At 50.0% G+C, this 25,256-nt stretch carries 17 protein-coding genes and 2 tRNA genes; 9 read left to right on the forward strand and 10 right to left on the reverse strand.

Features of this window, described 5'->3' with window-relative positions; genetic code table 11:
- Complete coding sequence (locus tag EZV61_RS09195) at positions 1-882, reverse strand: siderophore ABC transporter substrate-binding protein (RefSeq protein WP_131415286.1); 882 nt, start codon at positions 880-882, stop codon at positions 1-3.
- Positions 883-1,332: 450 nt separating this feature from the next.
- Here EZV61_RS09195 and EZV61_RS09200 point away from each other — a divergent pair, with 450 nt between their 5' ends.
- Positions 1,333-2,283 carry a M14 family metallopeptidase gene (locus EZV61_RS09200; RefSeq protein ID WP_131415175.1) on the forward strand — a complete coding sequence of 317 codons (951 nt, stop codon included), beginning with the start codon at positions 1,333-1,335 and terminating at the stop codon, positions 2,281-2,283.
- Positions 2,284-2,717: 434 nt separating this feature from the next.
- Here EZV61_RS09200 and EZV61_RS09205 read toward each other — a convergent pair whose 3' ends face one another.
- Both EZV61_RS09205 and EZV61_RS09210 read right to left on the reverse strand, forming a co-directional pair.
- On the reverse strand, positions 2,718-3,371 hold the full coding sequence (locus EZV61_RS09205) for a 7-cyano-7-deazaguanine/7-aminomethyl-7-deazaguanine transporter (RefSeq protein WP_131415288.1): 654 nt from the start codon (positions 3,369-3,371) through the stop codon (positions 2,718-2,720).
- A gap of 225 nt (positions 3,372-3,596) precedes the next feature.
- Complete coding sequence (locus EZV61_RS09210) at positions 3,597-5,669, reverse strand: Ig-like domain-containing protein (protein WP_131415177.1); 2,073 nt, start codon at positions 5,667-5,669, stop codon at positions 3,597-3,599.
- 499 nt (positions 5,670-6,168) lie between these two features.
- Between EZV61_RS09210 and EZV61_RS09215 the strand changes: the two genes are divergently transcribed.
- Positions 6,169-7,809, forward strand: coding sequence for a SulP family inorganic anion transporter (locus tag EZV61_RS09215; protein WP_130567028.1), 1,641 nt, complete (start codon positions 6,169-6,171; stop codon positions 7,807-7,809).
- Positions 7,810-7,916: 107 nt separating this feature from the next.
- Here EZV61_RS09215 and EZV61_RS19430 read toward each other — a convergent pair whose 3' ends face one another.
- Both EZV61_RS19430 and EZV61_RS09220 read right to left on the reverse strand, forming a co-directional pair.
- Positions 7,917-8,090 carry an NF038104 family lipoprotein gene (locus tag EZV61_RS19430; protein WP_165419356.1) on the reverse strand — a complete coding sequence of 58 codons (174 nt, stop codon included), beginning with the start codon at positions 8,088-8,090 and terminating at the stop codon, positions 7,917-7,919.
- A gap of 103 nt (positions 8,091-8,193) precedes the next feature.
- Entirely contained in the window at positions 8,194-8,619 is a 426-nt protein-coding gene (locus tag EZV61_RS09220) for a TonB family protein (protein WP_240695180.1), read from the reverse strand.
- A gap of 251 nt (positions 8,620-8,870) precedes the next feature.
- Here EZV61_RS09220 and EZV61_RS09225 point away from each other — a divergent pair, with 251 nt between their 5' ends.
- Genes EZV61_RS09225 through EZV61_RS09235 form a run of 3 tightly spaced genes read left to right on the forward strand, consistent with a single transcriptional unit; the run spans position 8,871 to position 10,224 of the window.
- Entirely contained in the window at positions 8,871-9,386 is a 516-nt protein-coding gene (locus EZV61_RS09225; RefSeq protein WP_158538024.1) for an LEA/WHy family protein, read from the forward strand.
- 23 nt (positions 9,387-9,409) lie between these two features.
- Positions 9,410-9,772, forward strand: a complete 363-nt coding sequence (locus EZV61_RS09230) for a hypothetical protein (protein WP_114338289.1) — start codon at positions 9,410-9,412, stop codon at positions 9,770-9,772.
- Complete coding sequence (locus tag EZV61_RS09235) at positions 9,769-10,224, forward strand: hotdog fold thioesterase (RefSeq protein WP_131415181.1); 456 nt, start codon at positions 9,769-9,771, stop codon at positions 10,222-10,224. The genes EZV61_RS09230 and EZV61_RS09235 overlap by 4 nt, the downstream gene beginning before the upstream one ends.
- Positions 10,225-10,232: 8 nt before the next feature.
- Here EZV61_RS09235 and pbpC read toward each other — a convergent pair whose 3' ends face one another.
- Together pbpC and EZV61_RS09245 are read right to left on the reverse strand one after the other, a co-directional pair.
- The gene (pbpC, locus tag EZV61_RS09240; protein ID WP_205695357.1) at positions 10,233-12,515 is read right to left on the reverse strand and encodes a penicillin-binding protein 1C; all 2,283 of its coding nucleotides are present in this window, start codon (positions 12,513-12,515) and stop codon (positions 10,233-10,235) included.
- Positions 12,512-17,398: an alpha-2-macroglobulin family protein gene (locus tag EZV61_RS09245; protein ID WP_165569561.1), complete on the reverse strand. Its 4,887-nt coding sequence runs from the start codon at positions 17,396-17,398 to the stop codon at positions 12,512-12,514. Before EZV61_RS09245 ends, pbpC begins: the two co-directional genes overlap by 4 nt.
- Positions 17,399-17,781: 383 nt before the next feature.
- On the opposite strand from EZV61_RS09245, the gene EZV61_RS09250 reads away from it, so the two are divergent.
- Together EZV61_RS09250 and EZV61_RS09255 are read left to right on the forward strand one after the other, a co-directional pair.
- Positions 17,782-20,196 carry an EAL domain-containing protein gene (locus EZV61_RS09250; RefSeq protein ID WP_131415184.1) on the forward strand — a complete coding sequence of 805 codons (2,415 nt, stop codon included), beginning with the start codon at positions 17,782-17,784 and terminating at the stop codon, positions 20,194-20,196.
- A gap of 116 nt (positions 20,197-20,312) precedes the next feature.
- Complete coding sequence (locus EZV61_RS09255) at positions 20,313-21,875, forward strand: phospholipase D family protein (RefSeq protein ID WP_165569562.1); 1,563 nt, start codon at positions 20,313-20,315, stop codon at positions 21,873-21,875.
- Positions 21,876-21,935: 60 nt separating this feature from the next.
- On the opposite strand, the gene EZV61_RS09260 is transcribed toward EZV61_RS09255, so the two are convergent.
- The 3 genes from EZV61_RS09260 to EZV61_RS09270 all read right to left on the reverse strand — a co-directional run bounded on the left by EZV61_RS09260 (position 21,936) and on the right by EZV61_RS09270 (position 23,291).
- Entirely contained in the window at positions 21,936-22,949 is a 1,014-nt protein-coding gene (locus EZV61_RS09260) for a gluconeogenesis factor YvcK family protein (RefSeq protein ID WP_131415188.1), read from the reverse strand.
- Positions 22,950-23,125: 176 nt separating this feature from the next.
- Positions 23,126-23,212: transfer RNA gene (locus EZV61_RS09265), tRNA-Leu, on the reverse strand.
- Positions 23,213-23,215: 3 nt separating this feature from the next.
- Positions 23,216-23,291 (reverse strand) — tRNA-Phe (locus EZV61_RS09270).
- Between the two features lie 582 nt (positions 23,292-23,873).
- Between EZV61_RS09270 and EZV61_RS09275 the strand changes: the two genes are divergently transcribed.
- Positions 23,874-24,452, forward strand: a complete 579-nt coding sequence (locus EZV61_RS09275) for a hypothetical protein (RefSeq protein ID WP_131415190.1) — start codon at positions 23,874-23,876, stop codon at positions 24,450-24,452.
- Between the two features lie 95 nt (positions 24,453-24,547).
- Entirely contained in the window at positions 24,548-25,198 is a 651-nt protein-coding gene (locus EZV61_RS09280; protein ID WP_130567019.1) for an SMI1/KNR4 family protein, read from the forward strand.
- Positions 25,199-25,256: the final 58 nt, after the last annotated feature.

The following is a 25,256-nucleotide window of genomic DNA, read 5'->3' on the forward strand; positions in this document are numbered from 1 at the left end:
TCACAACTGCGTGATTGACTGAGTTTGGGTGCGCAATGCGTTTAAGATTTCATCGACGTTGGCATTCATCGCCGATAAACCTGCGCCAATCACATACCAATTAGTGCCATTCAGATAAACGATCTGCTTGTTTTTACTTGCTTTAGTCTGTTGTATCAGCTCATTGTCCAGCAGTGCTTGTGCGGCACCACTGTTTTTTCCTATTGCAGCATCGCGGTCAAGTACGAACAACCAATCTGGATTGGTGTTTAGGATAAATTCAAACGAGATCGGGTCACCATGGGTGGCCGCTTTGACGTCTTTTATCGTAGGTTCAATGCCGAGTTCTTCATGCAACCAACCAAAGCGAGAGCCCAGTCCGAACGCGGTTATTTTTCCTCCGTTGGTCATTATAAATAAGCCGTTGCCACTGCTGGCTGCCAGCCGTTGTGCTTCGGCGATTTTGGTATCCAGTTGCGTAAGTTTTATCTCCAGCAATGCTTGCTTATTGAATAGGTTTGCGAGTGCTTGGCTACGAGCCTTGAAGCTGTCCCAAAGGTGGTTGGGATCGAGCGTCATATCAATAGTGGGCGCAAGCGAGCTCATCATCGGGTAGCTTTTTGCCGTTCGTGGGCCAAGGAGCACCAAGTCAGGTTGCGCTGCTGCGATTGCTTCGAAATCTGGTTCGTGTAGCGAACCAATGTTGATGTAGCTATCGGTAGCATACTTAGGGTCGACGGCCTTAGCCCATTGCTTAGGTGCACCTTGGACATCCACCCCTAACGCATCAAGTGTGTCGAGGCTAATAAGGTCAAAACTGATGACCTTCTCAGGCGGCGCAGAGAAAACAATTTCCCCCTGAGAGTGAGCGATTTTTGTTGCGCTTTGGGCGAGCGATGACATGCCTGTGATGCCAAATAACACTACGCAGCTTAAAACTACAAACAACGAACTCCTCAGCATGTATATCTATCCTTATGTTTTGTTTTGATTAGCTGTTACTAAGTATCTCTTCCAAGCATTGGCTGGCACTGGAATTAAATGATGTGTCATTAACTTGTTCGCATTATAAGATGCAAATGAGAATGATTGCAATTTAGGTTTGGATGGTTATTGGCGTCAGCGACTATCGGTTTTGATCGTTTTCGTCGTCGCTGGTTTTGGACTGATTTGTTGTTGTCGTCATGAGGTGACTTGAATAGAAAATCGAAGCCTTAGTGCTTAGCACTGTATAATGCGTACACCCATCTCTCTTTTGCTTTTTGAGATGAAACAGTCACAGAGCGTTTGTCGCTAGAGATTGAACTGGGAGCCGGACCTATCTACTCTGTGACGCCTTAGCAGAGGTGCCCTATGACAGAACAACAATCACATTATCCTATCGGTACGCCGGGCGAAGCCTGGGGCGAAGCACAGAAGCAGCAATGGCTGCAAGCGCAACGTATTAAACGTTCCTACCAAGCTGAGGTGCTGGAAAAGCTGAGCGAATTAAGTGAACACGGTGAGCTTATTCAGTACGGCGCCTTACCGTATAAAACTGAGCCGACTCTTACTGAGCAGCAGAATGCCGATGCCTACCCATTGTTTATTGTGAAAAGCCGACAGTGGCAGGCAGATAAGCCAGTGGTATTGATCACCGGCGGTGTACATGGTTATGAGACCAGTGGGGTACAAGGGGCGCTTCGTTTTGCCCAAACCCAGTTGGAAAAGTATCAGCAAGATTTCAATATATTGGTGGCACCCTGTGTCAGCCCTTGGGGATACGAAACCATCAACCGCTGGAACCCGGATGCGGTCGACCCCAACCGTTCATTTTGCGCCGATTCGCCTTCACCAGAAGCGGCGCAGCTAATGGCCTACATAGAATCACTGGCGGTGAATATATATGCCCACTTCGACCTGCATGAAACCACTGACAGTGACAATGCTGAGTTTCGACCTGCCCGGGCGGCAAGGGATGGTATTACCCAGGATAACTGGAATATCCCTGATGGGTTTTATCTGGTGGGTGATACAGAAAAGCCTGTGCCTGAATTTCAGAAGGCAGTCATTGATGCGGTGGAGAAAGTCACTCATATTGCGCCCCCCGACGAAAACGGCATGATTATCGGTGCCCCGCTGGAGCAGAAAGGCGTGATTAATTACGCTAAAACCAAATTGGCTTTATGTGGCGGCTTCTCACAAGCGGCGTTTGTCACCACTACAGAAGTCTACCCAGACAGCCCGAAAGTAGATGATGAAAACTGTATTCAGGCGCAGATCGCGGCGGTGACGGGCGGGCTGGATTATCTGCTTGCGCAGTAAAAGACACGCACGGGGATAAACTGTTCGCGGTGACTTATCCAATTGAGCTTAGAAAAAGCCGAAGCTTAGGCTTCGGCTTTTTAACAGCATTACATCCAATCAAACAGATGTTTAGCTTTTAGGCTTTGAAATAAGTTTGTAATAGGAAATGATTGAGCAAATCACTAGCAGGAATAAATGATACCCAATCCCTTCTGCGGATAGCATATGTTCATGGCTTCGCTCCCGAAACCACTGCCAAATCAAAGTGCCGGAATATATCCCAAACGAAATGCCAAAACCGTAAAATATGGCAGTTCTTAACGCTGCTTTATCAATACTCATTATTCTATTTAAAGCTCACTTATGCTGATTTCGAGTTGATGTTAATCATTTTTCCATCAGTCCTTTAGCAAGTTATCCATTAGCACGCGCCTCTTTGTCTGGAGGCTTGTCTAGTAAGCTGGCTGGACAGCGAAAAAGCGTCGCTGCAGATAGTTAAGCAGCATGCCATACAGCGGTACAAACAGTGCCAGATTGACTATCAACTTAAAGCCGTAATCAACCCAAGCGATTTCCAACCAGTGCTCCGCCATAAACGGGTCAGAGCTGGCATAGAATGCAACAGAGAAGAACAGCAGGGTATCGACACCGTTACCAAATATACTGGAGCCTGCCGGGGCAACCCACCAGGTTTTGAGTTGACGTAGGCGGTTGAATACCAAGATATCCAGCAGTTGGCCAACGGCAAAGGCTAAGAAGCTGGCCAAAGCGATGCGGGCAACAAAGCCATTCCATTCATATAGCCCTGATGCGCCTTGAAACAGCCCTTCAAAAAACAGTACAGAGATCAGATAACTGGCGATCAGAGCGGGTACCATGGCGAGAAACACTACCTGTCTGGCTCGCGCTGCACCGACTAATCTGACCGTCAGATCGGTGGCTAAAAAGATAAAGGGAAAGGTAAACGCTCCCCAAGTGGTATGAAAACCAAAGAGGGTAAACGGGAGCTGCACCAGATAGTTACTGGCGGTGATGGTGACAATATGAAACATTGCCAGAATAAAAACACCACGGCGCTGCGCCTCGGTGAGCTGTAAAAACTGCATAAAATGACCTGTGTCTTTTTGTTGATTGGGGTGAGAGAACCCAAGGGCGGCGGAGTATTCCACATCTACCTTAATAAGGTCAACAATTGGTCGTTTTTCCGCTGATGATCGTGATAAGGGGTGTGCTGATGGGGGACGGTTTTATCGGGTAGTGACAGTGACAGTGGCAGTGGTAAAAACCGAAGCACTGGGCTTCGGTTTTTACCGTTCACAGCGGAGAAAAGATTAACGCCCCCAGTGACGAGCGCCAAATAATAGAGTGTATTCAGCGTCAGTATCGTAATCGCCGTTCGCGTAGCCACCAATCAGTAGATCGGCATAGCCATCGCCATCCATGTCACCGACGGGCGAGCTCCAAACTTTGAAGTCATGGTTGGGGGACGTTGCGTAGTTATGGATGACAGCACCTACCGTGCCATCGGTAAGCTCTGGGTTTCCTAGATCGTCTACAGATATTTCTGGGCTCAGGTCTGATCGCCCGTAGATTAGAAGCAAAGGCTTTTGGCTTTTAGCTACATTGTTGATGGAGATATCGTCGATACCATCACCATTAATATCACCTAGGTTTCTCGGATAAGCGTAGCGAAAGAAGCTGGAAATAATGGTGATCTGTCGGTTCGGGTCCAAAATCGATAAGCGTCCCTGTTTATCCAAACTAAGATCGATGGCGTAGACCTGCTCTTGATCTTGCACCAGCACCTCATTCTTCCCGTCGCCATTAAAATCACCTGCACCACCGCTAATAAGCCGAGGCTCTACTGGCACGGTACCTGCTGTCAGATATACGCTATTTAAGGTAGATATAGAGGTAGGCTCAGCGCTGTAGTCCTGCTTACCGAACAAAATGATTAAGCCATCTTCATTACTGTTCGGGCCTGCTGTTTGTGCTGCATTGATAGAGAAATCATCGTAACCATCTTGGTCAATGTCTCCCATGGGATGAAGAAAGCTGCCGAATCGAAAGTGATCCCCCGTAGGCAAGGTTTCAGCTTCAACATAGCTAATACTCTGTTCTGGGCGAGTGAAAGCGTCCAGATCCAGCGGTGTGTTGCTCGCCTGTATTGCTTCAGAGCCGAAAACGATCTGCAAGCGGGTTTGTTGAGTGTCATCCGCAAGGTCGACCCGTTTTACCAGCGAGAAATCTGCATAGCCGTCGTTATTAACGTCGCCAATGCCGCTCAGTGCCAGGATCAGTTGTGATGTTGATAGCTCAAGCGTCACAGCGTTTGCTTCACTACCTACAAGTAGATTGGTAGGTAAATTTTCAGCGCCGAATATAAGGAACCAGCGCTGTTGGTTGCCTTCGCCTGCCTGTATTAGGAAGTCATCATAGCCGTCATTGTTGACGTCACCTGCGGCATTGGCACTGATCCCCAGCTGCATCGCTTCTTGAGTACCCCAGAGCCGATGGAAGGATCGTAGAGAACTGTCGCGGTCTGCACCCAACTTAAGCTCACACTCACCTGCTTTTTCCAATTCGGTAAGTTCGGGGGCACTGGATTCATCTGGGTAACAGATGATGGCGTCTTGGTAACCATCTGCGTTGAGATCGCCTACGCCAGCGGTATTTGCATACCCTTCATCGGAGGTTTCTCTGGAAATAGTAAAGCCTGTGTCTTCAAGGGAGAAGCCTTTAACATCGCCGACTTTCAGTGAGTGAAACCTGCCTTCGGTACGTGCTTGCACCAATACCGATACGTTGACACCGCCATATCCGTTGCCAGTGTTATCTTCGACGCTATATGAGAAGTAATCGGTGCCATAGAAATCAGCATTTGGTGTGTATAAAACTTTGCCATCTATGATCTGTGCCGTGCCATTGCGCGCGTCACGAAAAATCTCAGTGAGAGAGAGTTCACCATTGGGAACGGTGTCATTGGCGAGTACGTCGATCTCTACCGGCTGGCTAATCGTGGTGACTGCTGTGTCGCTATTTGCGTCAATTAGACCGGGCTGAGGCACCGCTTCAGCGACAATCGTCACGGTTGCGTTTTCTGACTCTTGTCCGTCCTCGGTAATCGAATAAGTGAAGGTAATATTGAAGCTGTCGGCATCGGGGGCGGTAAAACGGATTTTGCCATCCACCAGTGTGTAATCATTTGATGGCGGTAGGTTAATGGTTACGTTGGCGCGATCACTGTATGTGTCGTTGGCGAGTAGATCTAAATCTATGGTCTGGGCGCGACGGACTGTGTAGCTGTCGTTGAGTGCTTGTAAGGTGGTACCACCACCTGAGCCCCCGCCACCTCCGCAGGCTGTCACTACTAAACAACTGCTAAGCAATATCCATGGCTTCATCGGTTTCCACTCCTTTGGAATCTATTCGGTGTAAATTTAATTCAGTGATTGACTGTCTTACAACAATCAATGTCCACACCTACAGTGTGGATATGTTTTACCGTTTCATTCTTTCTTTTGTTTGCTTGTTTATCAACCTGTTATTCAAATTGTCATAATTTGAGGTGGTACGTTTAACTTTACATTTCATGAATTAAAAGCTAATTAATTTGAATCTAAATTACGTGTTGAGTCCTCCCGAAACGACTGATGAGCGCTTTGTTTTTTTGCCCTGCAGTGCTTATAAAAGCACCAATTTGAATTGGCAAATGAACCCAGATAACTAGCCGTATATCGCTTATTTGAATAGAGCCAATTGTGGCCTGATGATTGATATGACAAGTAGGTGTTAGCCGTTTGTTAACACTGCTTGGAAAAACTACCTCGAACGGGATAAACTCTCGCCCTCGAAACTAAATAAGAATACGAATAACTACGCATTAGATTGGGGTGGTAACGATTGAACGTGTTTAATGCCATAAGCTTACAAAACATCCGCGGTGACCTGTTTGGTGGTTTAACCGCGGCCATCGTTTCACTGCCGCTGGCACTGGCCTTTGGTATTGCCTCTGGGGCAGGTGCCGAGGCGGGCATTTATGGCGCGTTGCTGATTGGATTATTCGCTGCGTTGTTTGGTGGTACGCCCACGCTGATCTCCGAGCCTACTGGGCCGATGACAGTGATTATGGCGGCAGTGATCACCAATATGCTGGCTACGGATCCAGAAAACGGCATTGCCATGGCATTTACTGTGGTGATGATCGCCGGTCTGTTTCAGATCGCCTTTGGTGCACTAAAGCTTGGTAAATACATCACCTTGATGCCCTATAGCGTGATCTCCGGCTTTATGTCCGGTATTGGCTTCATCTTATTAATCATGCAGTTGGCACCCTTCCTTGGGCAAGCCGCGCCCAGTGGCGGAGCCTTGGGGACACTTAAAGCCCTGCCTGAGCTGATTTCTAATGCGATCACCATAGAGATCTTTTTAGCCTTCGCTACCCTCGCTGTGCTGGTTTTTACCCCGAAAAAAATCAAGGCGATGGTGCCGCCGCAACTCATCGCTTTGGTGGGTATCACGCTGGTCTCCGTGCTGGTGTTCGATTTGGGGGAAGTACGCCGAATTGGTGAGATTGAAGTGGGATTACCCGGTCTGGTATTCCCCACATTTACGGCCGATCAGATAACGACCATGATCCTCGATGGCATGGTGTTGGGCATGTTGGGATGTATCGACTCGATGTTGACTTCGGTGATCGCTGACAACCTGACGCGTACTGAGCATAAATCGGATAAAGAGCTTATCGGTCAGGGCGTCGGCAACTTGGTGTCGGGCCTGTTTGGTGGTTTGCCGGGTGCCGGCGCTACCATGGGCACCGTGGTAAATATTCAAGCGGGTGGACGAACTGCGTTATCCGGCGTAATGCGGGTGGCGGTACTGGGCATTGCGGTGTTTGGTGCCGCAGACCTATTGGAAGTGATCCCTTTGGCCGTACTGGCCGGTATTGCTGCCATGGTTGGCCTGAACATTCTCGACTGGAGCTTTATTAAACGCTCCCACCGAGTGTCCTGGTATTCGACACTGATCATGTACGCGGTGATGTTGTTGACTGTGTTTGTTGATCTCATCGTTGCCGTTGGGGTTGGGGTGTTTGTTGCCAACATCATCATCATTGAGAAGTTAAGCCGTTCACAAGCGCAAAGCATTAAGGCGATCAGTGACATCGATGATGAGGTGCCATTGAAGCCGAGAGAGCAGGAGATCCTGAATCAAGCCAAAGGCAAGATCTTGTTGGTGTATCTCAGCGGGCCGTTGATTTTTGGTTTGGCTAAAGCGCTGTCCAGACAACACCAAAAAATAGAGAAGCATCAAACGGTGGTGATCGATCTGAGTGAAGTGTCGTTAATTGATGACACGATTTCTCTGGCGGTGGAAAACACCATTACTGAAGCGATTGAGCTGAAAAAGCATGTTTATTTGGTGGTACGTACCGAGGAAGCCAGAAACAAATTGGCCAGAATGGGGTTGATAGATCTGCTGGGCAAAGAGCACTTGCTAGATAGTCGTACTGCGGCGCTGGAGCTGGCATTGCAAACCGTTTAGCGGTTTTGCCTGAAAGAAAATCGTTGTGCTGCGGGTTAAGATTAAGGGAGCAGGGTGATGCCTTGCTCCCTGAAAGCACTATCGATCGATGTCAGCTTGGCGAACGCTTAATCGTCATCATCGATAATGTCGGGAGTGACGGCATCGGCCACATCAACGGCGCCACCTACAACACTCGTTGTTACCCCTACTGCTGTGCCTACGACAGCCGCGGCAACGCAGCCTGATAGATGAACAATGATCAGGCTCGCTAATAACAATTTTATGGCTTTGTACTGCATTTCATTTTTCCAATTCTCGAATCGAGAGCAGCATATCGAGTTGCGCTTTCGTTGTCCCGTCGTGGATCAGAATTTGCGTGGCAGGGGGCTGATTTTTGTTGCTCTAAGGTGCCAACTGAAATCTTAATTTATAGGTTGCCGTGACTTTTTCGGGGCCGTTGGTTCCGATTGTTGGTCGCCACTTCCAGCGTTTGACCGCTTTTATTGCGGCTTTGTCAAAGATGCCGGTTGGTTTTGCAGTGACAACATTAACCTGATCGGCACCGCCTATTTCATCGATAACGACTTCGACCACGACTTCTCCTTCAATCCCATCTCTGGCAGCCCGCATCGGATACTTTGGTTCAATTCTGACGATAGGGCTTGGCGCATTGGCTATTGGGCTACTGGGCTCAGCCTTAAGTGGTGGCTTTGAGTTCTCCTGTGAGCGCTCATTTGACTGTTGTTCTGTTTTCGCTACGGCGGGGGTACAAACTAAAAACAGGGTGAGACAAGCAGCTGAAATCACTGAGGCCGTGTTTAAAATCATCAATGGCACTAACTCTATGGTCGGTAGAAAACAGACAAAATTGACTCGTCTGGTCTGTCGTTGGTTGGCTTTTGTTCAGGGTAGCGTAACCCTTATGCTATGCCAATTTGTTGATTAGGTTATTGCTAATGTTTCCAGTCAGGGGCGAAGTTAACTGTGAACTTAGGACGAACATAGATCGACATTTTCTGTCCTGATAAAAGCTTTTCATAACCACTGGTAGTATGCTCAGATGTTGTAGGAAGCGCAGTATGAAGGATTCCGATTTTTCTCTGCATGTGGCTGATGGATCGATGGTAATGAAACAGAAACTGGTAGCGAGTTTATTTTTGTTATTGATGGCAGGCTGTGCCAGCTTGGATTTTGCAAGCCCAAATGTCAGCTTGTCCAGCATTAAGAGCTTAGGTGGTGATCTGTTTGAGCAGCGTTTCTTGGTGGTGCTCAATGTGCAAAACCCGAACAACCAAGCGCTGCCGATTGAGGGACTGAACCTTGCACTGGAAGTGGAAGGAAAAGAGGTGGCGACGGGTGTCGGCGCATCTGAAGTAGTCATTGAGCCGTTTGGTGAAGAGAAAGTGAGCCTTTATCTCACCACGAATATGTTCAAGGGCGCGGGGATATTGCTCAAATTTATCAGCGCTCAAGACGATGCGCTTAACTACCACGTGAGCGGATATCTGCATACCAGCTTGGGTTTTTCGGTAAAAGTACCGTTTGAGAATACCGGCGTGTTAACGCTGGATGATATAAAGCCTAAGGGTCATTAATCAGAATCTGTACGAGTATCGTTATGACGACATTTAGAACTTCTGTTGTCACTATTCATCAATTAGCGCCTGATATTGCCGAGGTGATTGTTGATGATGGTGTTGAGATGACACTGTCGGATGTGCAGGCCTACCACGACTGTCTATTGGCCAATTTCAGTGCGCCATTTCGCCTACTTATCAATAAGATTAATCAGTACACCTATACCTACGAAGCACAACAAGGCTTAGCCGATCTGCCGCAGATTGAGGCGATGGCGGTGTTGGTTTACAGCAAGGCGAGTATGGCCGCCATGCGTGTGCTGCAACAGCAGCAACGAGAAAACCCCTGGCATGCGGAGGTGTTTACCAGCCGCCGTGAAGCATTGGCGTGGTTAGATAAATGACCAATGACCACAGGCCACTGACGATCTGGCATAAGTCAGCGACGTTGGATGCGCTCAACCAGATGAACCGCAATACCTTAAGTGAACATCTGGGGATGAGGATCACTGAACTGGGTCAAGCTCATCTGCTGGCGACTATGCCCGTTGAGCAGCGTACCATGCAGCCGATGGGGCTACTGCATGGCGGTGCATCGGCGGCGTTAGCAGAAAGCTTGGGCAGTATGGCAGGTTATTTGGCTGCACCTGAAGGGATGCTGGTGGTGGGGCAGCAGATAAACGCACATCATCTACGTCCGGCACGCTCCGGAATGGTCACAGCGAAGGCTACTGCGGTACACCTCGGGCGCAGCAGTCAGGTATGGCAGATCGATGTTGTTGATGAAAATGATAAGCTCTGCTGCAGTTGTCGGCTGACTTTAGCCGTACTTCCTGAGATCACGAATAACCAGTAAATTCCGCTTTATTTCAACTCAAACTCCACTAAATCACTGTTCCCCAAATTATCACTGACCAAGAGTTGATATCTGCCTGGTGCGCTGACAGAAAAGCGCTGGAGTTGGTTATTGCTTTGGCCGAGCAATTCGCCATCGAGATACCAATACTTGATGTTGCCGCCGCCCATTACTTTGGCAGTGATCGCTACGCTACTTTGTGTTGGCGGCAGTAAGTAGCGCGAGCCTTGTCGTGGTGTGACGACAAACAGTGGTCGCGCAACAGGCTGATTATCGCAACCATGCATCGGCAGTTGTTGATGGCGACGCTGTGACTTGGCGACCCAAGGCTCTGCCAATAGCGGCCATAGAGCGATCTTGACCTGTTGTACTGCATCATCACAGCGTTGCAGCGTGGGCGTGCCCTCTGCCGTCAACCAGACGCTTTGCATCAAGCTGCCGTTTTCACCCTCCGCGGCCAGTAAAGTTGCGGGCTCCTGATCGCCCAGTAGCCATGCCTGGTGTTGCTCTTGGCACAGCTCAGGGGGCGTTTGTAGTGCGCGCTTACCCAAAGGCCAGCAGATGGTTGTGTCGATCACCCCCGGCGGTGCTTCCGGCGGAGGGGTATTGTCGGCCAATAGGTTCGCTAACATCAGGAGTAGCGGTGTTGCTGTACGTGCGCCGAAGTGCCCCGGCATGGAGGTGCCATCGGGACGACCGATCCAGACACCAATCGTATATTTGGGCGATACGCCGACCGCCCACATATCTCGATGGCCATGGCTTGTGCCGGTCTTCCAGGCCAGGTTGTTACGCCGCCCCGTGACATTCTCATCGAACGGTTGGTCGGTACGACGTTGGTTACGTAATATCTCGTAAATCATCCATGCGGCTTGCGGCGACATCAGCGGCCGCGTCGTGATCTTTTCATCCTTGAGATAGGAGATGCGAGCCAGCTGGCCTTCATTCATTAGGCTGGCATACAGCGCCACCAGCTGTTCCAGATTGGTACTGGCCGCACCTAGGGCTATCGGTAGTCCGGGGGTATCACTGAGGCGGAACTTAGCGCCGGCATTGACCATCCGGGTATAGAACTGTTTTGGCCCGAGGTGAGCGAGCAGCTCTACCGCGGGCACGTTGAGCGATCGGGTTAACGCATCTGCAGCGGTGATGGGGCCTTGAAACTTGCCACTGAAATTCGCTGGCCGGTAGTCACTGAAAAAGCGCGGAGCATCGACCAGCAGTGATGCTGAGTGGATCAGTCCTTGATCGATGGCTAAGCCATAAATAAACGGTTTTAGCGTTGAGCCGGGGGAGCGCACCGCCTGCGCCATATCGACATAGCCTAAACGTTGGCGCGAGCCAAATTCGCCGCTGCCCAGATAACCAATGGGGCGTTGGCTTTGGTTGTCTAACACCATGATGGCTAAGCCAGTATGCAGCGGATATTGGCTTAAATAGTCCGTTGCCAGTTGCTGCAGTGCTTGTTGCAGTGGTTTCTGCAGACTGCTTTGCAGGAGTGGTTGATTGGGATATTGCGACACCAGCCGACGTGCTAACAGCGGCGCTAACATGGGGCGGTAGTGATGTTGGGCGATCACCGGCTCTAGGGCAACATCTGTCAGCGCTGTGGTTGGCCAGATCCCACCGTCGACTAAGCGCTTCACCAACTTGTCGCGGGCTTGTCGTGCTCTTTGTGGGTAACGGTCAGGACGAAAGCGACTGGGCGCTTGCGGCATAATCGCCAGCAGTGCTGCTTCAGCTTGACTGAGCTGTGCAGCGGATTTGCCAAAATAGGCGTGACTCGCCGCTTCAACCCCTTCAATGGGGCCGCCAAACGGTGCCAGATTGAGGTAAAGCGTCAGGATTTCCTGTTTTGAGTAGTGCCATTCCAGCTGCAAGCTGCGTGCTATTTGTTGCAGTTTTCCCAACGGTGTTCGACGGTGGGGGGACAACAGGCGGGCCACTTGCATGGTCAGGGTAGAGCCGCCAGAAACGATGCGACCATGACGTAGCCACTGCCAGCCAGCACGCACCAATGCATAGGGGTTAACCCCAGGGTGCCAGTAGAAGAACTTATCTTCGTAGTGCAGCAGTGCCGTTAGATAGTTCGGGCTGACCTGTGCCGGTGTGGTTGGCTGGCGCCAGATACCTTGTTTATCGGCAAACGCACGCAGTGGCTGCCCATCGGCGGCCACAACGACTTGAGAGAAGCGTTTTTCCTGATAAGGCGCTGGCAGCGGAAAAAGTCTGTCTAAAAGCCACAGACTTACCGCTGTACAAATCAGCGCAATGGCAAACCGTTTCTTCACCGAGGCAAGACGGTCAGCTTATTACGGGTGTCACTGATGGCACGCAAGTTAGGCCGATACATATCTTCGAGGTAGCTAGGTGGCACACGATAGGTACCCGGCGTCACAGCTCGCATCAGGTAAACCAGCACCTGCTCGCCTCGACCATAAAGATCAATGGCACCGACGTAGCGATCATCACGGTACTCTTGATGTTTAACATAGCCACTCCAGCCCTCATGCCATGCAGGTTGGTTGTCAATCTGCAGATCAGATAACTGGATGCTGTGAGTCAGGTTGGGGTTTTCCAGTTCAAAGCCTGCTGGTAACGCATCTACCACCAATGCATCCGGTGTCCGTTGTGATGCTGACAGAGTCAGGCGCACAATAACCAGATCACCGACTTTAATGTTGTCGAAGTTCAGCGGCTTACCTTCGCGATCATAATAGCGTCTGGATACTGCCATACCATCGCTCACCGGCTTCGGTTTGCGGGTCGGGTAGCCAACGCTGGTCAGGTCGAGGTAAACACTGTCTGCGCCTTGAGTCGTGACACTCAGACTAGGCATTTTGCCCTGCCAAAGTTGCGTGTATTGCGTGGTTTGCTGTAAGCGGTGCGCCTGACCTGCCAGCTTCATGGTGGCGCGCCAATCTTTTTCTACGTCCAATTGCAGCGCCAATTGTAATAGCGCGGCACGGTCTTGAGTGCTTAGCCAGCGTTGGCGGGTAAGTTGGTCGGCCAGATCCAACAAGCCTTCATTCTGTTGTGCAGGAGCTAGCCCATGTTCAGCTAACAGCGCCAGCACAATCGCATTGTCGCGTAGGGGGGAGCCGTAGTCTGCCAGATATTTATTCTCTTCCCGGCGCAGAGTCTGTGACAGTGCTAATGCCTCTGTACTGCGTTGCTCGTCGCCCAGTAGCTTGAACGCTATGCCTAAATGCACCAATGGCAGCGGCGATTCGGCAAAGCTCTTCGAACGGTCAAACAGAGTTCTCAAGGTGCCGAGAGAGGCTTGCTGTTGTGTCGCCAACAGGTATGCGGCATAAGCCTGATAAGCCAGTCGCGTATGGTTGGGGGCCTCGGAATAGTGGCTGCTTAACATCTCACTGCGCAGGTAGTGCTGCAACCTGTCTTTCGCCGCAGTTAGTGCCTTGCTTGGTACCTGATAGCCGTTATCTTTGGCGGTTAACAGGAAGTCGGTGGCGTAGACGGTTAGCCAAGGCTCTTCTGTGCCATGATTGTCCCACAGGGCAAAGCTGCCATTCCCTTTTTGTTTCGCTAATAGCTGGGTGATTGCTGCGTCAATGGCTTGCTGCGGATCCAGACCATCGGGCAGGGTGAGGTTAAGTTTGGCGCGGCTGTGACTGTTAGTGGCCAATAGCGGCCAGCCGCGGCTGGTGGTTTGTTCCAGACAGCCATAAGGGTATTGCAACAGGTGTTTGAACTGTTGATCCAGAGACAGTGGCGGCATGGCATCCAACACCAGTTGGGTTTGCAGGGTCTCTGCATCTAGCCCTTTTTGAAATTTGGAGCTCAGGGTAAAGGGACGGTGGCGCACGACAAGCTTGCGCTCATTTCTGGTTTCCGCTGGATAGGCTGGACGCATCGGCACTTGCCAATGGCGAACAATGTTGAGCTCGTCGTTGCCAATCTCCATGGAGATGTGGCTACTGCCGCTGCGTCCTTGAGCAATCACCGGCAATATCAGTGTTTGCTTTTGTTGTGGTTGCAGGGTGATCTGCTCTGGTAGTGCCTCTTTCAGCAGTAGCAGTTTTTTATCGGTTTCTACTTTAATCGAAAGGGTTTGCTCGGTCTCCGTCATATTGCGGAGATCTAAGGCTAGCTGGCTTTGATCGCCATCAGCCAAGAAGCGGGGAGCACCGAGTTGCGCGACGATTGGTGCGGCGATCACCGAACTACTTTCACTGAGAGCGAACTGGCGATCACTAAACGCGAATGCCATCAGATGCAACTCACCGTTGAAGTCGGGCAGATCGAGTGGGATCTCGGCTTCGCCGTTGATATCAAAGCGCACCGGCCCTTGCCAAAGCGAGACGATTTGCACGTCGTTATTCAGCTCGCCACCACGCTTGAGCTCCGTTGCGTCGGCGTCACCGCCAAATCGAAGCGTGGCGTCGTGTCCGGTATAGCGATGGATCACTCGGCCATAGTTATCAAACAGGTCGATTTCAAAGCGCTTCTGGCCAAACAAACGGGCCAGGGGATCTTCTGGTGTGTAGTTACTGACATTGAGAGCACCTTGGTCGACAGCGGCAATCACTGCATAGGCGCTGCTGCCTTTCGCGTTGCCCAAGGTCAACTTGATTGGCAATTCGGTGAGTGGCAGTGCTTTTTCTGGTGCTTGCAGTGCCAACTCAAAACGGCGCTCGTCACGAGATAGCGGCAATGGGATCATGCCGAGAGCACGCATCGGTTTATCGGCGCTGACTTCGGCTTCTGGTTGTGCGATCAGCACCGATATGTGTAAGTCGTGGCGTTGCCAGGCAGGATCAATAGGTAATGAGACCTCGCGCTGAGCGCTATCCAGCGGCAGGCTTTGCCACCAAAGTAAGCGGTCGCTATTTTCGATGAGCACTAAGCCATAGCCGTCATAGGGTGCGTCAATCGAAAGCTCGGCGCTGTCACCGGCTTGATAGCTGGCTTTGTCCAGAGACAATTTCACCATATCAGGTCTGAGATTCTCTACCTGCTGGTAGCCCCAATGACCAATACTGAACTTAATACTACTGGTGTGTTGCTGGCTGTTGGTGACCTCAAGCAGATACTCACCCGCACTGAGCGGGGGAGCAAAGCGTGTGGGCTTGTCGCTGTCGAGATTTAACCGTGTTTCGAGTTCGATGTAGGGGCGAGCCGTGTTGTCATAGTACCAACCGCTGCCTTCATCATAGCGCCAGAAATAGTCCCGATTTTCATTGGTCAGGGTGATCTGCACTTCACCGCTGATCGGGGTGCCTGCCGCATCCAAATTTAGCAGAGAGAAAGCGGCTGGTTTACCGTCGGCGTGGTTGTCAGGATCAAACTCCATCGCGATGCCTGGCCATTGCTCCTCTTTCTCCCAGAGGGTTTTCTGCTGACGTCGGTTGATTGCCCGGCCGCCCTCTTCATAGACGCTGACCAGGTATTGAAAACTCAGTGGGCCTTTGAGTTCACGCCACTCCGTTGCTTGCTGCGGAGTCACCTTTAGTTCGCCGGTGCCGGCATCATTCAAGTTGATGCCGTTAAGGTAGATCCAACGTTCTCGCTGTTCATCGTCTGCCAGACCAACGGCAAACTTCTCCCACTGTGTATGGGGGTGACGCGCCAGACTGACGGTCAGCTCGGCCTCGACCAGATTGCCATCAGCGGGGGCACCATATAGGTAGTCAGCGGCTACTTTGAGGGTGTAGGCTTGGGTTGCTGAGACGATCTGTTGTTCCGCAGCATCATCCAGCTCCACTTTGATCCGTTCCGGCAGAAACTCTTCAATCAGTATGCTCTGTTGGCGAATGCTGCCTGCCGCGCTTTCTAGTCGTAGTAACCATTGCCCGGGCAGGGCGTCGGAAGGGATCTGATATTCAATATCAAATTCACCAAATTCAGAGGGTTGAGCCGTTTTTTCGAACGCTACCTGGCCATCGGGACGGGTAAGTTTGAGCTGCACTGACATGCCTGGAAGCACTCTGCCGTCGGCATCTCTCATCATCCCCAACATCTTGATCTGTTCGCCTGGACGATAAAGATCCCTTGGCGCAAACAGATAGAATTGCTGTGGCGTGTATGTGGTATCACCAAGTTTGAAGGCAGAAAGATCTAACGCCTGACGGCTGACTTCCAATGTGGCCAGCTGCTGGTCTTTGGTGACAAGCACCAGCGCCGCTTTGTCATGGGCTGGAATATCGACACGACCATCGAGATCTGTCGCGCCGTCCCAAATCAGTTCTCCCTTGCGGTTGAGCAGTTCTACTTTTGCCTGGGAAATGGCGTTGCCGTTACTCAGAGATTGAGTGAACAAGGTGATATTGCTGCGATAACGTCGGGCATGCAGTCCAAGATCACTGACAGAGAAATAGGTGGTTTGATGGGCCCAACTGTAATCGCCCAAGGGGGTCATCACTGCAAAATAAACGCCTGCTTTTTGCAGATCTGCACTGGACAACGGCAACAACACTGTTTGTCTGCGATTGGCTTCAGTGTTCAGTTTGAAACGTCCGCTATAGACGCGTTCTCCCTGTTGCGTCAACTCATTCAGTGCATAGTTATCCAGTGATGATGCTGGTGAATAGTAACTTAACAGCTGAGGCAGATAGCTTTGCGAAATACGGAAAAAATCGACATTCACTTCGTCGACATTGATGGCGGTTACCGGCAGTTTGGCCGACTGGTTTAACGGCAATACCGAGCCATTGCTGCTAAAAGCTGCACCGGCAGCTAATGGACGGGTTTTGATGGTTAAGGTTTGGGCTTCCTGTAAACTGGCACCGTTAATGGCGAGCAGACCCGCAGCCAGTTGTACTTTGTACTCTACTTCAGGCTCGACAAATGGCAGATACAGGGTTTTACCATCTTGGGATTGCAGCCAATTTTGGTTGACCAGCGTCTCTTTTATCGACGCTTTCAGCCATTTGTTCCAATCATCTTGTGGCGTGAGGGGAACAGAAAAAGTGAGTGCTAAAGCGGGGCCATCAAGTACACTACGTTGACCCGACTGGAGCAAGGTGAGCGCTTTCCCTTGATAAAAGCTTTCCTGCTCCGCCAGTAGATCTTCATCTGGGCCGATTGCGTTAACGGCAGGAGTGACGGCGGCGCTCTGCGCAGGCGCTGTACTCTTCTCATTTGGGGAGTCGCAGGCAGTTAAAATCAGCCAAGAAAAAAATATTATAAAAAGGTTGCGAGAGTTAAACATGACCGCTGAATTCTCCATCTTCTGGTCTCGAGGCGCAGCATAACTAAGCTGCTAAGTGAGAACCAGCTTGATAGGTTAAAGGATTGAGATCCGGCACGAAAAACGACGGACTATGGGGATTGTATATGAAGTTAGTCTGGATTGCTTAAGTGAGGAGTTACTAACTTCAAGGTGAGACTTGGCGCACGAATTGGTAATCTCTCGGTTGTTTGAATGTGTGTCAATAACGCATTTTTGTGAGATGGAGAGGCATTGTCACGGCAGTGCTTGGTAAAGTGTCAGCTAATTTGTTAATGGACAACTAACGCTGGACGAATTGCATGTATGCTGATGGTTGGCGTGCATCACACCAATAATCTACGGAATATTTTGGTATTAAAAACATGAAGCTTTGGCAAAAACTTTTTCTGGGTTTAGTCGCCTCTATGCTTCTTGTGGTCAATCAAGGAATTGCAAGTGAATTGCCTGTGAATACAGTGCGGATTCACTATCACAGGGATGCGGCTGACTACGAGGGGTGGGGACTACACCTTTGGGGAGACGATTTGGCGTTAACCCACGTTGTATCGTGGCGTTTTCCTATGTTGATCACCGGTCGCGATGACTTTGGTGTTTATTACGATGTCCCCGTCATCGATAAAGCCAAGGGTTTTGGGTTTATTATTCACCGTGGAAAAGAGAAAAACGTTAAGCAGGATATGGTGCTTAATGTTGCTCGTGATGGCTTTGAGGTATGGCAGCTTCAAGGAGATCCAAAGTTATACAGCAGCGATCCTTTGATTGCTTTGGCCAAGGCAGAAAAGGCCAAAGCAGAAAAGCTCAAAGCTGAAAAGGCCGAAGCAGAAAAGGCCAAAGCAGAAAAGCTCAAAGCTGAAAAGGCCGAAGCAGAAAAGGCTAAAGCAGATAAGCTCAAAGCAGAAAAGGCCCAAGCAGAGAAGGCAGAAAAGGATCGAATCGCTGAGCAGCCGGTAGATGAAGGCCGAGTACTCTCTTTGTTGGAAACCTTGCGGAAAGACAATGAAGTGCGGGTGGCCGAGAAAGAGGCCAGCTTACAACGTTTGCGTAAACAGTTGGCTGCGGAAAGTGCTGCGCGGACAAAAGCTGAGAAAGCCTTGGCGGAAAGCCAGGGAGGCGTTGGCGAGAAAGGTAGTGAATTGGCTGCTGAACTTGAGATAGCGCAGACCCGCGAGCGTGAACTGAATGAACGTGTGACGGCTTTGCAGACTGAGCTCAATAAGTTAATTCAGATCAGCAAACGCGCTGCGCCATTGCAAGCGGCAGAAAGTAAGCAACGCTGGTTTGATTGGCTCAGTCACACCACGGTTATCCTGCTGACTATCATCTTGCTAGTGTTTGTGACCATCTATCGTCGCCAACGTGGCGAGCTGGTGAAGAAAATGCTGGCACAAAAAGCGGAGCTGGTATCGGCACAAGAAAAGATCTCCCGGGATACCGAAGAGCGCCAGCAAGTTGAGAATAAAATGATTGCCATGGCGGGCGTTGATGAACTGACCGGGCTCCCCAATCGCTCTATCTTTAACCGCTCGTTACAGCGTTCGGTGGCTAAGGCGAGCAGGTCTAATCGGAAAATGGCCTTGCTGTTTATCGACTTGGATCGCTTCAAACTGATCAATGACACCTTGGGTCATGACTATGGTGACCAAGTCTTGAGAACCGTCTCTGAGCGATTCCGAGAGTGTATTCGGGAAGTTGATATGTTGGCTCGCCTAGGCGGGGACGAGTTTGTATTGATGATTGAGGACTTGGTTGATCCTAAATTCCTCGCCGGTGTGGCCACCAAAATGATCAGTGCGGCACAGCAACCGTTCTTTATGGCTGGCCAGGAATACCATGTGACTGCCAGTATCGGTATCGCTACCTACCCGAAAGATGCGAAAGACGCATCGGCACTGCTCAAGCATGCGGATATCGCCATGTATCGAGCGAAAGATGCCGGGAAAAATACTTACCAGTTCTTTTCTGAACAGATGAATATTCACTCCCTGCAGCAGTTAGCACTCGAGTCGAGTTTGCGTAGCTCTATCGAGCGAGAAGAGCTGTTGCTGCACTATCAGCCGATTGTCGATGCAAAGGTTGGCCGCATTACCGCGCTTGAGGCTCTATTGCGTTGGCAACATCCCGATATGGGCTTAGTGGGGCCAATGCAGTTTATTCCGATTGCTGAAGAGAGCGGGCTTATTGTGCCTATTGGCCATTGGGTCTTGCAGACGGCCTGTCAGCAGGGGCAAGCTTGGCATCAAGCCGGTTACGATATTGCCCTGACAGTGAATTTGTCGCCGCGGCAATTGATTGAGCCGGATATTGTGGCATCAATTGAAGAGATCCTTAGTAATACAGGGTTCCCAGCAGAGTACCTGACACTGGAGATCACCGAAGATTTGATGATGAGCAACCCTGAAGAAACTGTGGAGCGGATCGAAGATCTCCGTCAACTGGGGATTAAGTTTGCTGTGGACGACTTTGGTACCGGTTATTCATCGCTGAGCTACCTGAAGAAGTTCCCTATCGATACCTTGAAGGTCGATCGTAGTTTCTTGCAAGGGGTGCCCGATGACAGTGATGATTCAGCGATCACCTCGGCAATTGTCGCCATGGGTAAGAACCTGCGCTTGAACGTTATCGCTGAGGGGGTCGAAACCTCTGAACAGTGCGACTTCCTGCTTAAACAAGGCTGTCGTTTGATGCAGGGGTACGCATTTGCTAAGCCGCAACCAGCGGAAGAGGTTTCTAGTTTACTCGATGGCACGGTTGGAACTTTCCAAGTATTAGCCAGTTAAACAGAAAGCGGTGCGGGCATCTGGCATAGCACTCTATGCTTGGTGCCTGTGACTTATCTACTGCCCCCATGCTGCGTTTGTTGTTTTTCCTTATAGATTCTACACGGAGGTTCTCCATGGCTGTGATCCTGCACTTGTTCGCTTGTTGTGCTGTTTTCCTGCGCCGTCCTGTCACTGCTGTTACGCCCACCTCTATCTTGCTCTCTGGTTTACTCTGTCTGCTGGTTGTGCCGGTCAAAGCCGAGGCCGAGCTACCCGTCAGTGGCCTGACTGAACGCCTGCAGCCATTGCAGTCGCAGATGCAAAACTCCACCGGTGTTTATCTGTTGGAGTATGGCGAAGAAGCCTTAATGGGGCGTGCCTGGTTAACTGCCCATGCCGAGCGCAGCATCGATGTGCAGTATTTTATCTGGAGCAGTGACAATATCGGAACATTAGCGGCAGAAGCGTTACTCAGTGCGGCAGAGCGCGGTGTTAAAGTCAGGGTGCTGGTTGATGATCTGTTGATTGATGCAGACGATGTCACGCTGTTGTCATTGGAAGCGCACCCAAATGTTGAAGTGAAGATATATAACCCGCTGCATTCAGTGGGGGTTTCTGGTGTGAAACGTTTTCTGAATATCGCCTTGGGATTCAGGCAGGTGAACCAGCGCATGCATGATAAAACCGCCACGTTTGATGGCGTGGTTGGCATCACTGGCGGGCGCAATATGGCCGACGAATACTACGACTTCGACCAGCAGTATAACTTTCGTGATCGCGATATTCTGTTAGTGGGGCAGGCGGTTAAGCAGATGACAGGCAACTTTGAGCAGTTTTGGCAAAGTGATCTGTCTAAGCCGATCAGCGATCTTCTGCAACACTCCAAGCAACAACTAACCCAGCAGCAAGTGCGCGAATTTCAGCAGCAACTGCACCTGTATGCGCAGGACCCAGCCAACTTTGCGCCGGAGGTGCGGCAAGCACTGGCAGACTTACCCAGGCGCTTTAGCGAGTTGGTCGATGCGCTGGTGTGGACAGAGGTGAAATTTGTTCACGATATGCCAGGGAAAAACAGCGGTAAAGAGGGGCTGAAAGGCGGTGGTCGTTCAACGGACTCCTTGGTGCAAGTACTGGCCAGTGCGAAACGCACAATCACTATTCAGTCGCCCTATCTGATTCTGCCAGAAGGGGGGATGGATTTTTTTTCTGACAAAATAGCCCAAGGGGTGAAAGTAAAAATTGTCACTAATTCTCTGGCGTCAACGGATAACCTCCCAGCCTTTAGCGGTTACGCCAAAATACGGGAAGATCTACTGGCGATCGGTGTTGAGCTCTATGAATTTAGGCCGCACCCACTATCGCAGCGCACCCTGATGGCAAGGTACCCGCAAGTGCAGGGCGCGGGGCGTGAGCCGATATTTGCTTTGCACGCAAAAAGCTTCGTGGTGGACGGTCAGCTGGCGTACGTTGGCACGTTTAATCTTGATCCGCGTTCGGCTAACTTGAACACCGAGGTTGGGGCGCTATTTAACGAGCCCACCTTGTCGAGCCGTCTTGAGCAAAGCATTCTCAACGACATGCTGCCGGTGAATAGTTGGCGAGTAACCAAAGGTGATAATCCAGATAAACATGCGTCGCTGGCCAAACGTGCCAAGCTCATGGGCTTTAAATTGTTGCCCCTGGATCCAATTCTTTAGTTGCCCTGTGCGACAGCTTTAAGGTGTGGTTTGCGAGGTGGCTAGCGAGTTACGTGCCTATTAAGCAGCTAACAACCGTGATAGCGCAGCGGCCAGCTTACCGCTGTCATGACGGGCGATGTCAGCTTGGCTGTCTACCAGATCGTAGTTGTGTAAACGATAACGTTGCGCACACTCAGCGATATCCTTAAAGCGAACAAAGGTGCTTTTCTGCGCCGCATATCGGCTCAGGATCTTTTCCGGGGGGCGGCCTTCGTTATAGATGATCTCATCCAGTGGCCGTCCAACATAAGCTTCGACCTCACGAATGAAATCTTCCGCATGGTAACTGTCGGTTTCACCAAATTTGGTCATGATATTGGTCAGATAACAGATCCGGGCACGACTGTTTTGCAGCGCCTCTTTTACCCCCGGTACCAATAAGTTAGGCACAATACTGGTATAGAGATCCCCTGGCCCAATCAGGATCATATGGGCATCTAAGATCTGTTGTAATACCGGAGGATTCACGGATACCTGATCGGTATGGTGCGGCACCAGAAATACGGAAGAGATCTTCTCTCGCTGATCTCCCCGTGGCAGGTCGATGGCACTTTCACCAAAGACCCGATCGCCATTGGTCAGCTCTGCGACCAGTGTCGCCTTGTCTGTGGTGACAGGTAAAATGTCGCCTTTAACATCGAGAATTTCAGCCAGCGCTTTAATCCCCTCCTGAAACGAACCGGCATATTGACCCAGCATGGTGAGCAGCATATTGCCTGCATTGTGTCCCATCAGTCGTTCACCGCTGCTGAAGCGTTTTAGCAACAGCTCTCGCGCCACTTCTCGCTGTGGTGATAACGCCAGAATGCACTTCAACACATCACCCGGCGGTAAGATGCCTAACTCATCGCGCAGTTTTCCGGTACTGCCGCCACTGTCGGTCATAGAGACCACCGCCGTGATCGCCACATTGGGCATATCACGTAAAGAGGAGAGCAGGGCATACTGGCCACTACCGCCACCGATCGTGACGATACGGGTTTGTGTGGCTTGTGGACTTTGCAGATTGTCTTGGCTGTCCAACTGACTCATGGAGAGGCTCCAACGGTTTCCGACGTTTGCTGGCACAACTATGGTGCAGTGTCATTAATGTGTAAAGCGATGACTACCGAACAGTGATACAGGCAACTAATGTTCGGTAACAGAACAGAAATATGTGAAATCAGGCATAAAAAAACCCGCTCGGTGAGCGGGTTTTTTTATGAATTTGGTGCAGATGGGGAGACTTGAACTCCCACGCCCGTGAAGGCACTAGCACCTGAAGCTAGCGTGTCTACCAATTCCACCACATCTGCAAGTGGTGCCCAGACCCGGAATCGAACCAGGGACACGGGGATTTTCAATCCCCTGCTCTACCGACTGAGCTATCTGGGCATATCTACATCACTTAAGGCTGGCTGCAAGCAGCGCTTACGCGGTAAGTGGGGCGCATTAAATAGATTTGCGCGGCAATTGTCAAGCCTGCAGGGGCTAACTTTTTGCTGTTTGTTCAAGCTTTGTTCGATTTACAGATCTCAGCGTAAAAATTGGCGCCATCGTGGTTTAGCGCCAGTAAGGGCATAGGGTGCACTAGTGCTGCTTTCAGCAAAATCTGACAGAAAATAAGCGGGCACCGATGAGGTGAATCGTGGTGGTGCAGGGGGTCAGCAGGCAAGCCTTATTGCGTCAGCGTATTTATCTAGAATCAAGTTCTTCTATTCTACCAGGCGGATCTGTTTAGTTAATTGATTTTGTTGTTTATTTAGTTTTTGCATGTGTGCCGATAAGAACCCTGTAACGCCGCTTTCCCGCTTTCACCGCCGCAGGTGTCGGTGTAAACAACTCAAACTGTGAGTTAACTAGTTGATAGAGCGAAAGTTAAGGACGTATATTGGTGAGATAGTTGATTGACGGATGGGCGACTTAGTGAGAATTCTGTCTAATACACTGTTATGTCTTCTTCGAGGAAACGATTAAATGACCAAGGACAAAACACTTGGTGTAATCTCTAAAGGGACAAAAGTTGGTGAAATAGCAGACACTGGAAGCCCTATAGGGAATGCAGAAAAGGCAATAGAGATCCTCAAAAGAGAGGGGCTGTTCGCTGAGCAAAGTCAGAGCAAACTGATGTTCAGACAGGCGCGTTCATTTTCCAAAATATCCAGGGATATTCATCAGGCGTCATTGCTAGTGCCTCCATATAACCCTGAAGCTTGTGCTCCTTTCGTTGTAAACGCGGCGTTTGCTAGTGAGATGTACCTGAAAACCCTTTTAAGCCTGTCTGACCAAAGCAAAAATACGCACACTCTTTCATCGCTATTCAAGCTATTGCCGAATAAGCTCAAAGACCAAATAAACAAAATAACAAAGGACAAATCTGCTGTTTTTCAAGTTGAGGCCAGTTTGTTCAAAGATCATTTAAAAACAATAAACAACGCTTTTGTTGATTGGCGCTATATCTACGAGCACAAGCAAGCGACTGTTAACATTAACAAAATACTTCTTATACTTACGGTACTAGATACGTTGGCTTGTAATGAAGTACAGAAGACATAACAAGCAAAACCAAACCGCCGCAAAAAGCGCGGCTGGGACTCCCTCCGCGAGCTCCTGTCGCCCCTGTTTTGAGCGTTATGCCTCAAGAGTGAATCATGGAATATAGCGAAATCATAGATAACTGGAAGGCCTTCGCTAATGCTGTAAAAGCTATCGGAGGTGATGTCCAAGCTTTCACCATAGAGGAGCCAGCAACTGAAGAAGAGATTTCTGGTATAGAGGAAAAGCTAGGTTTTCCTTTGCCTAAGTCACTGAAAGAGGTTTTGCTTAATTTCTCAAGGAAAGTTGAGTACCGTTGGTTTCTTCCTGATAAATTTGAACTAGAAGGCGAATTGTCGGAGATATTTTCGTGTGACAGGCATTGGTCACTAGATTGGCTCTATGATTTCAATGAGTCTAAGAATGGTTGGGTCGAAGAATGTTTTCCAAACAAAGAAGATCCATATGATGTTGTTTGGCACAACAAGCTTGCGTTTCATGAGGTAGGAAACGGCGATTATTTGGCAATTGATCTGTCTTCCGCTGAGGCGGAGCCTGTTGTTTATTTAAGCCATGATGATGGTGATGGGCACGGAGTCGAGCTAGCAAAAAACTTCAAAGATTTCGTTTTTGAAAGTAGCCTCATAGGGTGCGTTGGCGGTGAAGATTGGCAACAACTGCCATTTATTGAAAACGGGAAAAAGCATATAAACGGAAGTTGCGCTAATGCAATCAAGCTTAGAGAAGTCCTTGGGATCAAGGCTTAGCATCAAATTTGAAGTGCAACAGTAACGATTAGTGTTGATTGAATACCTCAGCAGGTGT

Source organism: Corallincola luteus, assembly GCF_004336975.1.
Lineage (GTDB): Bacteria > Pseudomonadota > Gammaproteobacteria > Enterobacterales > Neiellaceae > Corallincola > Corallincola holothuriorum.

Bases quoted from the DNA above. Each gene is read 5' to 3' on its own strand.
- EZV61_RS09195 (WP_131415286.1), bottom strand. From the start codon at position 882: ATGTCATCGCTCGCCCAAAGCGCAACAAAAATCGCTCACTCTCAGGGG.
- EZV61_RS09200 (WP_131415175.1), top strand. From the start codon at position 1,333: ATGACAGAACAACAATCACATTATCCTATCGGTACGCCGGGCGAAGCC.
- EZV61_RS09205 (WP_131415288.1), bottom strand. From the start codon at position 3,371: ATGCAGTTTTTACAGCTCACCGAGGCGCAGCGCCGTGGTGTTTTTATT.
- EZV61_RS09210 (WP_131415177.1), bottom strand. From the start codon at position 5,669: ATGAAGCCATGGATATTGCTTAGCAGTTGTTTAGTAGTGACAGCCTGC.
- EZV61_RS19430 (WP_165419356.1), bottom strand. From the start codon at position 8,090: ATGCAGTACAAAGCCATAAAATTGTTATTAGCGAGCCTGATCATTGTT.
- EZV61_RS09220 (WP_240695180.1), bottom strand. From the start codon at position 8,619: ATGATTTTAAACACGGCCTCAGTGATTTCAGCTGCTTGTCTCACCCTG.
- EZV61_RS09225 (WP_158538024.1), top strand. From the start codon at position 8,871: ATGAAGGATTCCGATTTTTCTCTGCATGTGGCTGATGGATCGATGGTA.
- EZV61_RS09230 (WP_114338289.1), top strand. From the start codon at position 9,410: ATGACGACATTTAGAACTTCTGTTGTCACTATTCATCAATTAGCGCCT.
- EZV61_RS09235 (WP_131415181.1), top strand. From the start codon at position 9,769: ATGACCAATGACCACAGGCCACTGACGATCTGGCATAAGTCAGCGACG.
- EZV61_RS09245 (WP_165569561.1), bottom strand. From the start codon at position 17,398: ATGTTTAACTCTCGCAACCTTTTTATAATATTTTTTTCTTGGCTGATT.
- EZV61_RS09250 (WP_131415184.1), top strand. From the start codon at position 17,782: ATGAAGCTTTGGCAAAAACTTTTTCTGGGTTTAGTCGCCTCTATGCTT.
- EZV61_RS09255 (WP_165569562.1), top strand. From the start codon at position 20,313: ATGGCTGTGATCCTGCACTTGTTCGCTTGTTGTGCTGTTTTCCTGCGC.
- EZV61_RS09260 (WP_131415188.1), bottom strand. From the start codon at position 22,949: ATGAGTCAGTTGGACAGCCAAGACAATCTGCAAAGTCCACAAGCCACA.
- EZV61_RS09275 (WP_131415190.1), top strand. From the start codon at position 23,874: ATGACCAAGGACAAAACACTTGGTGTAATCTCTAAAGGGACAAAAGTT.
- EZV61_RS09280 (WP_130567019.1), top strand. From the start codon at position 24,548: ATGGAATATAGCGAAATCATAGATAACTGGAAGGCCTTCGCTAATGCT.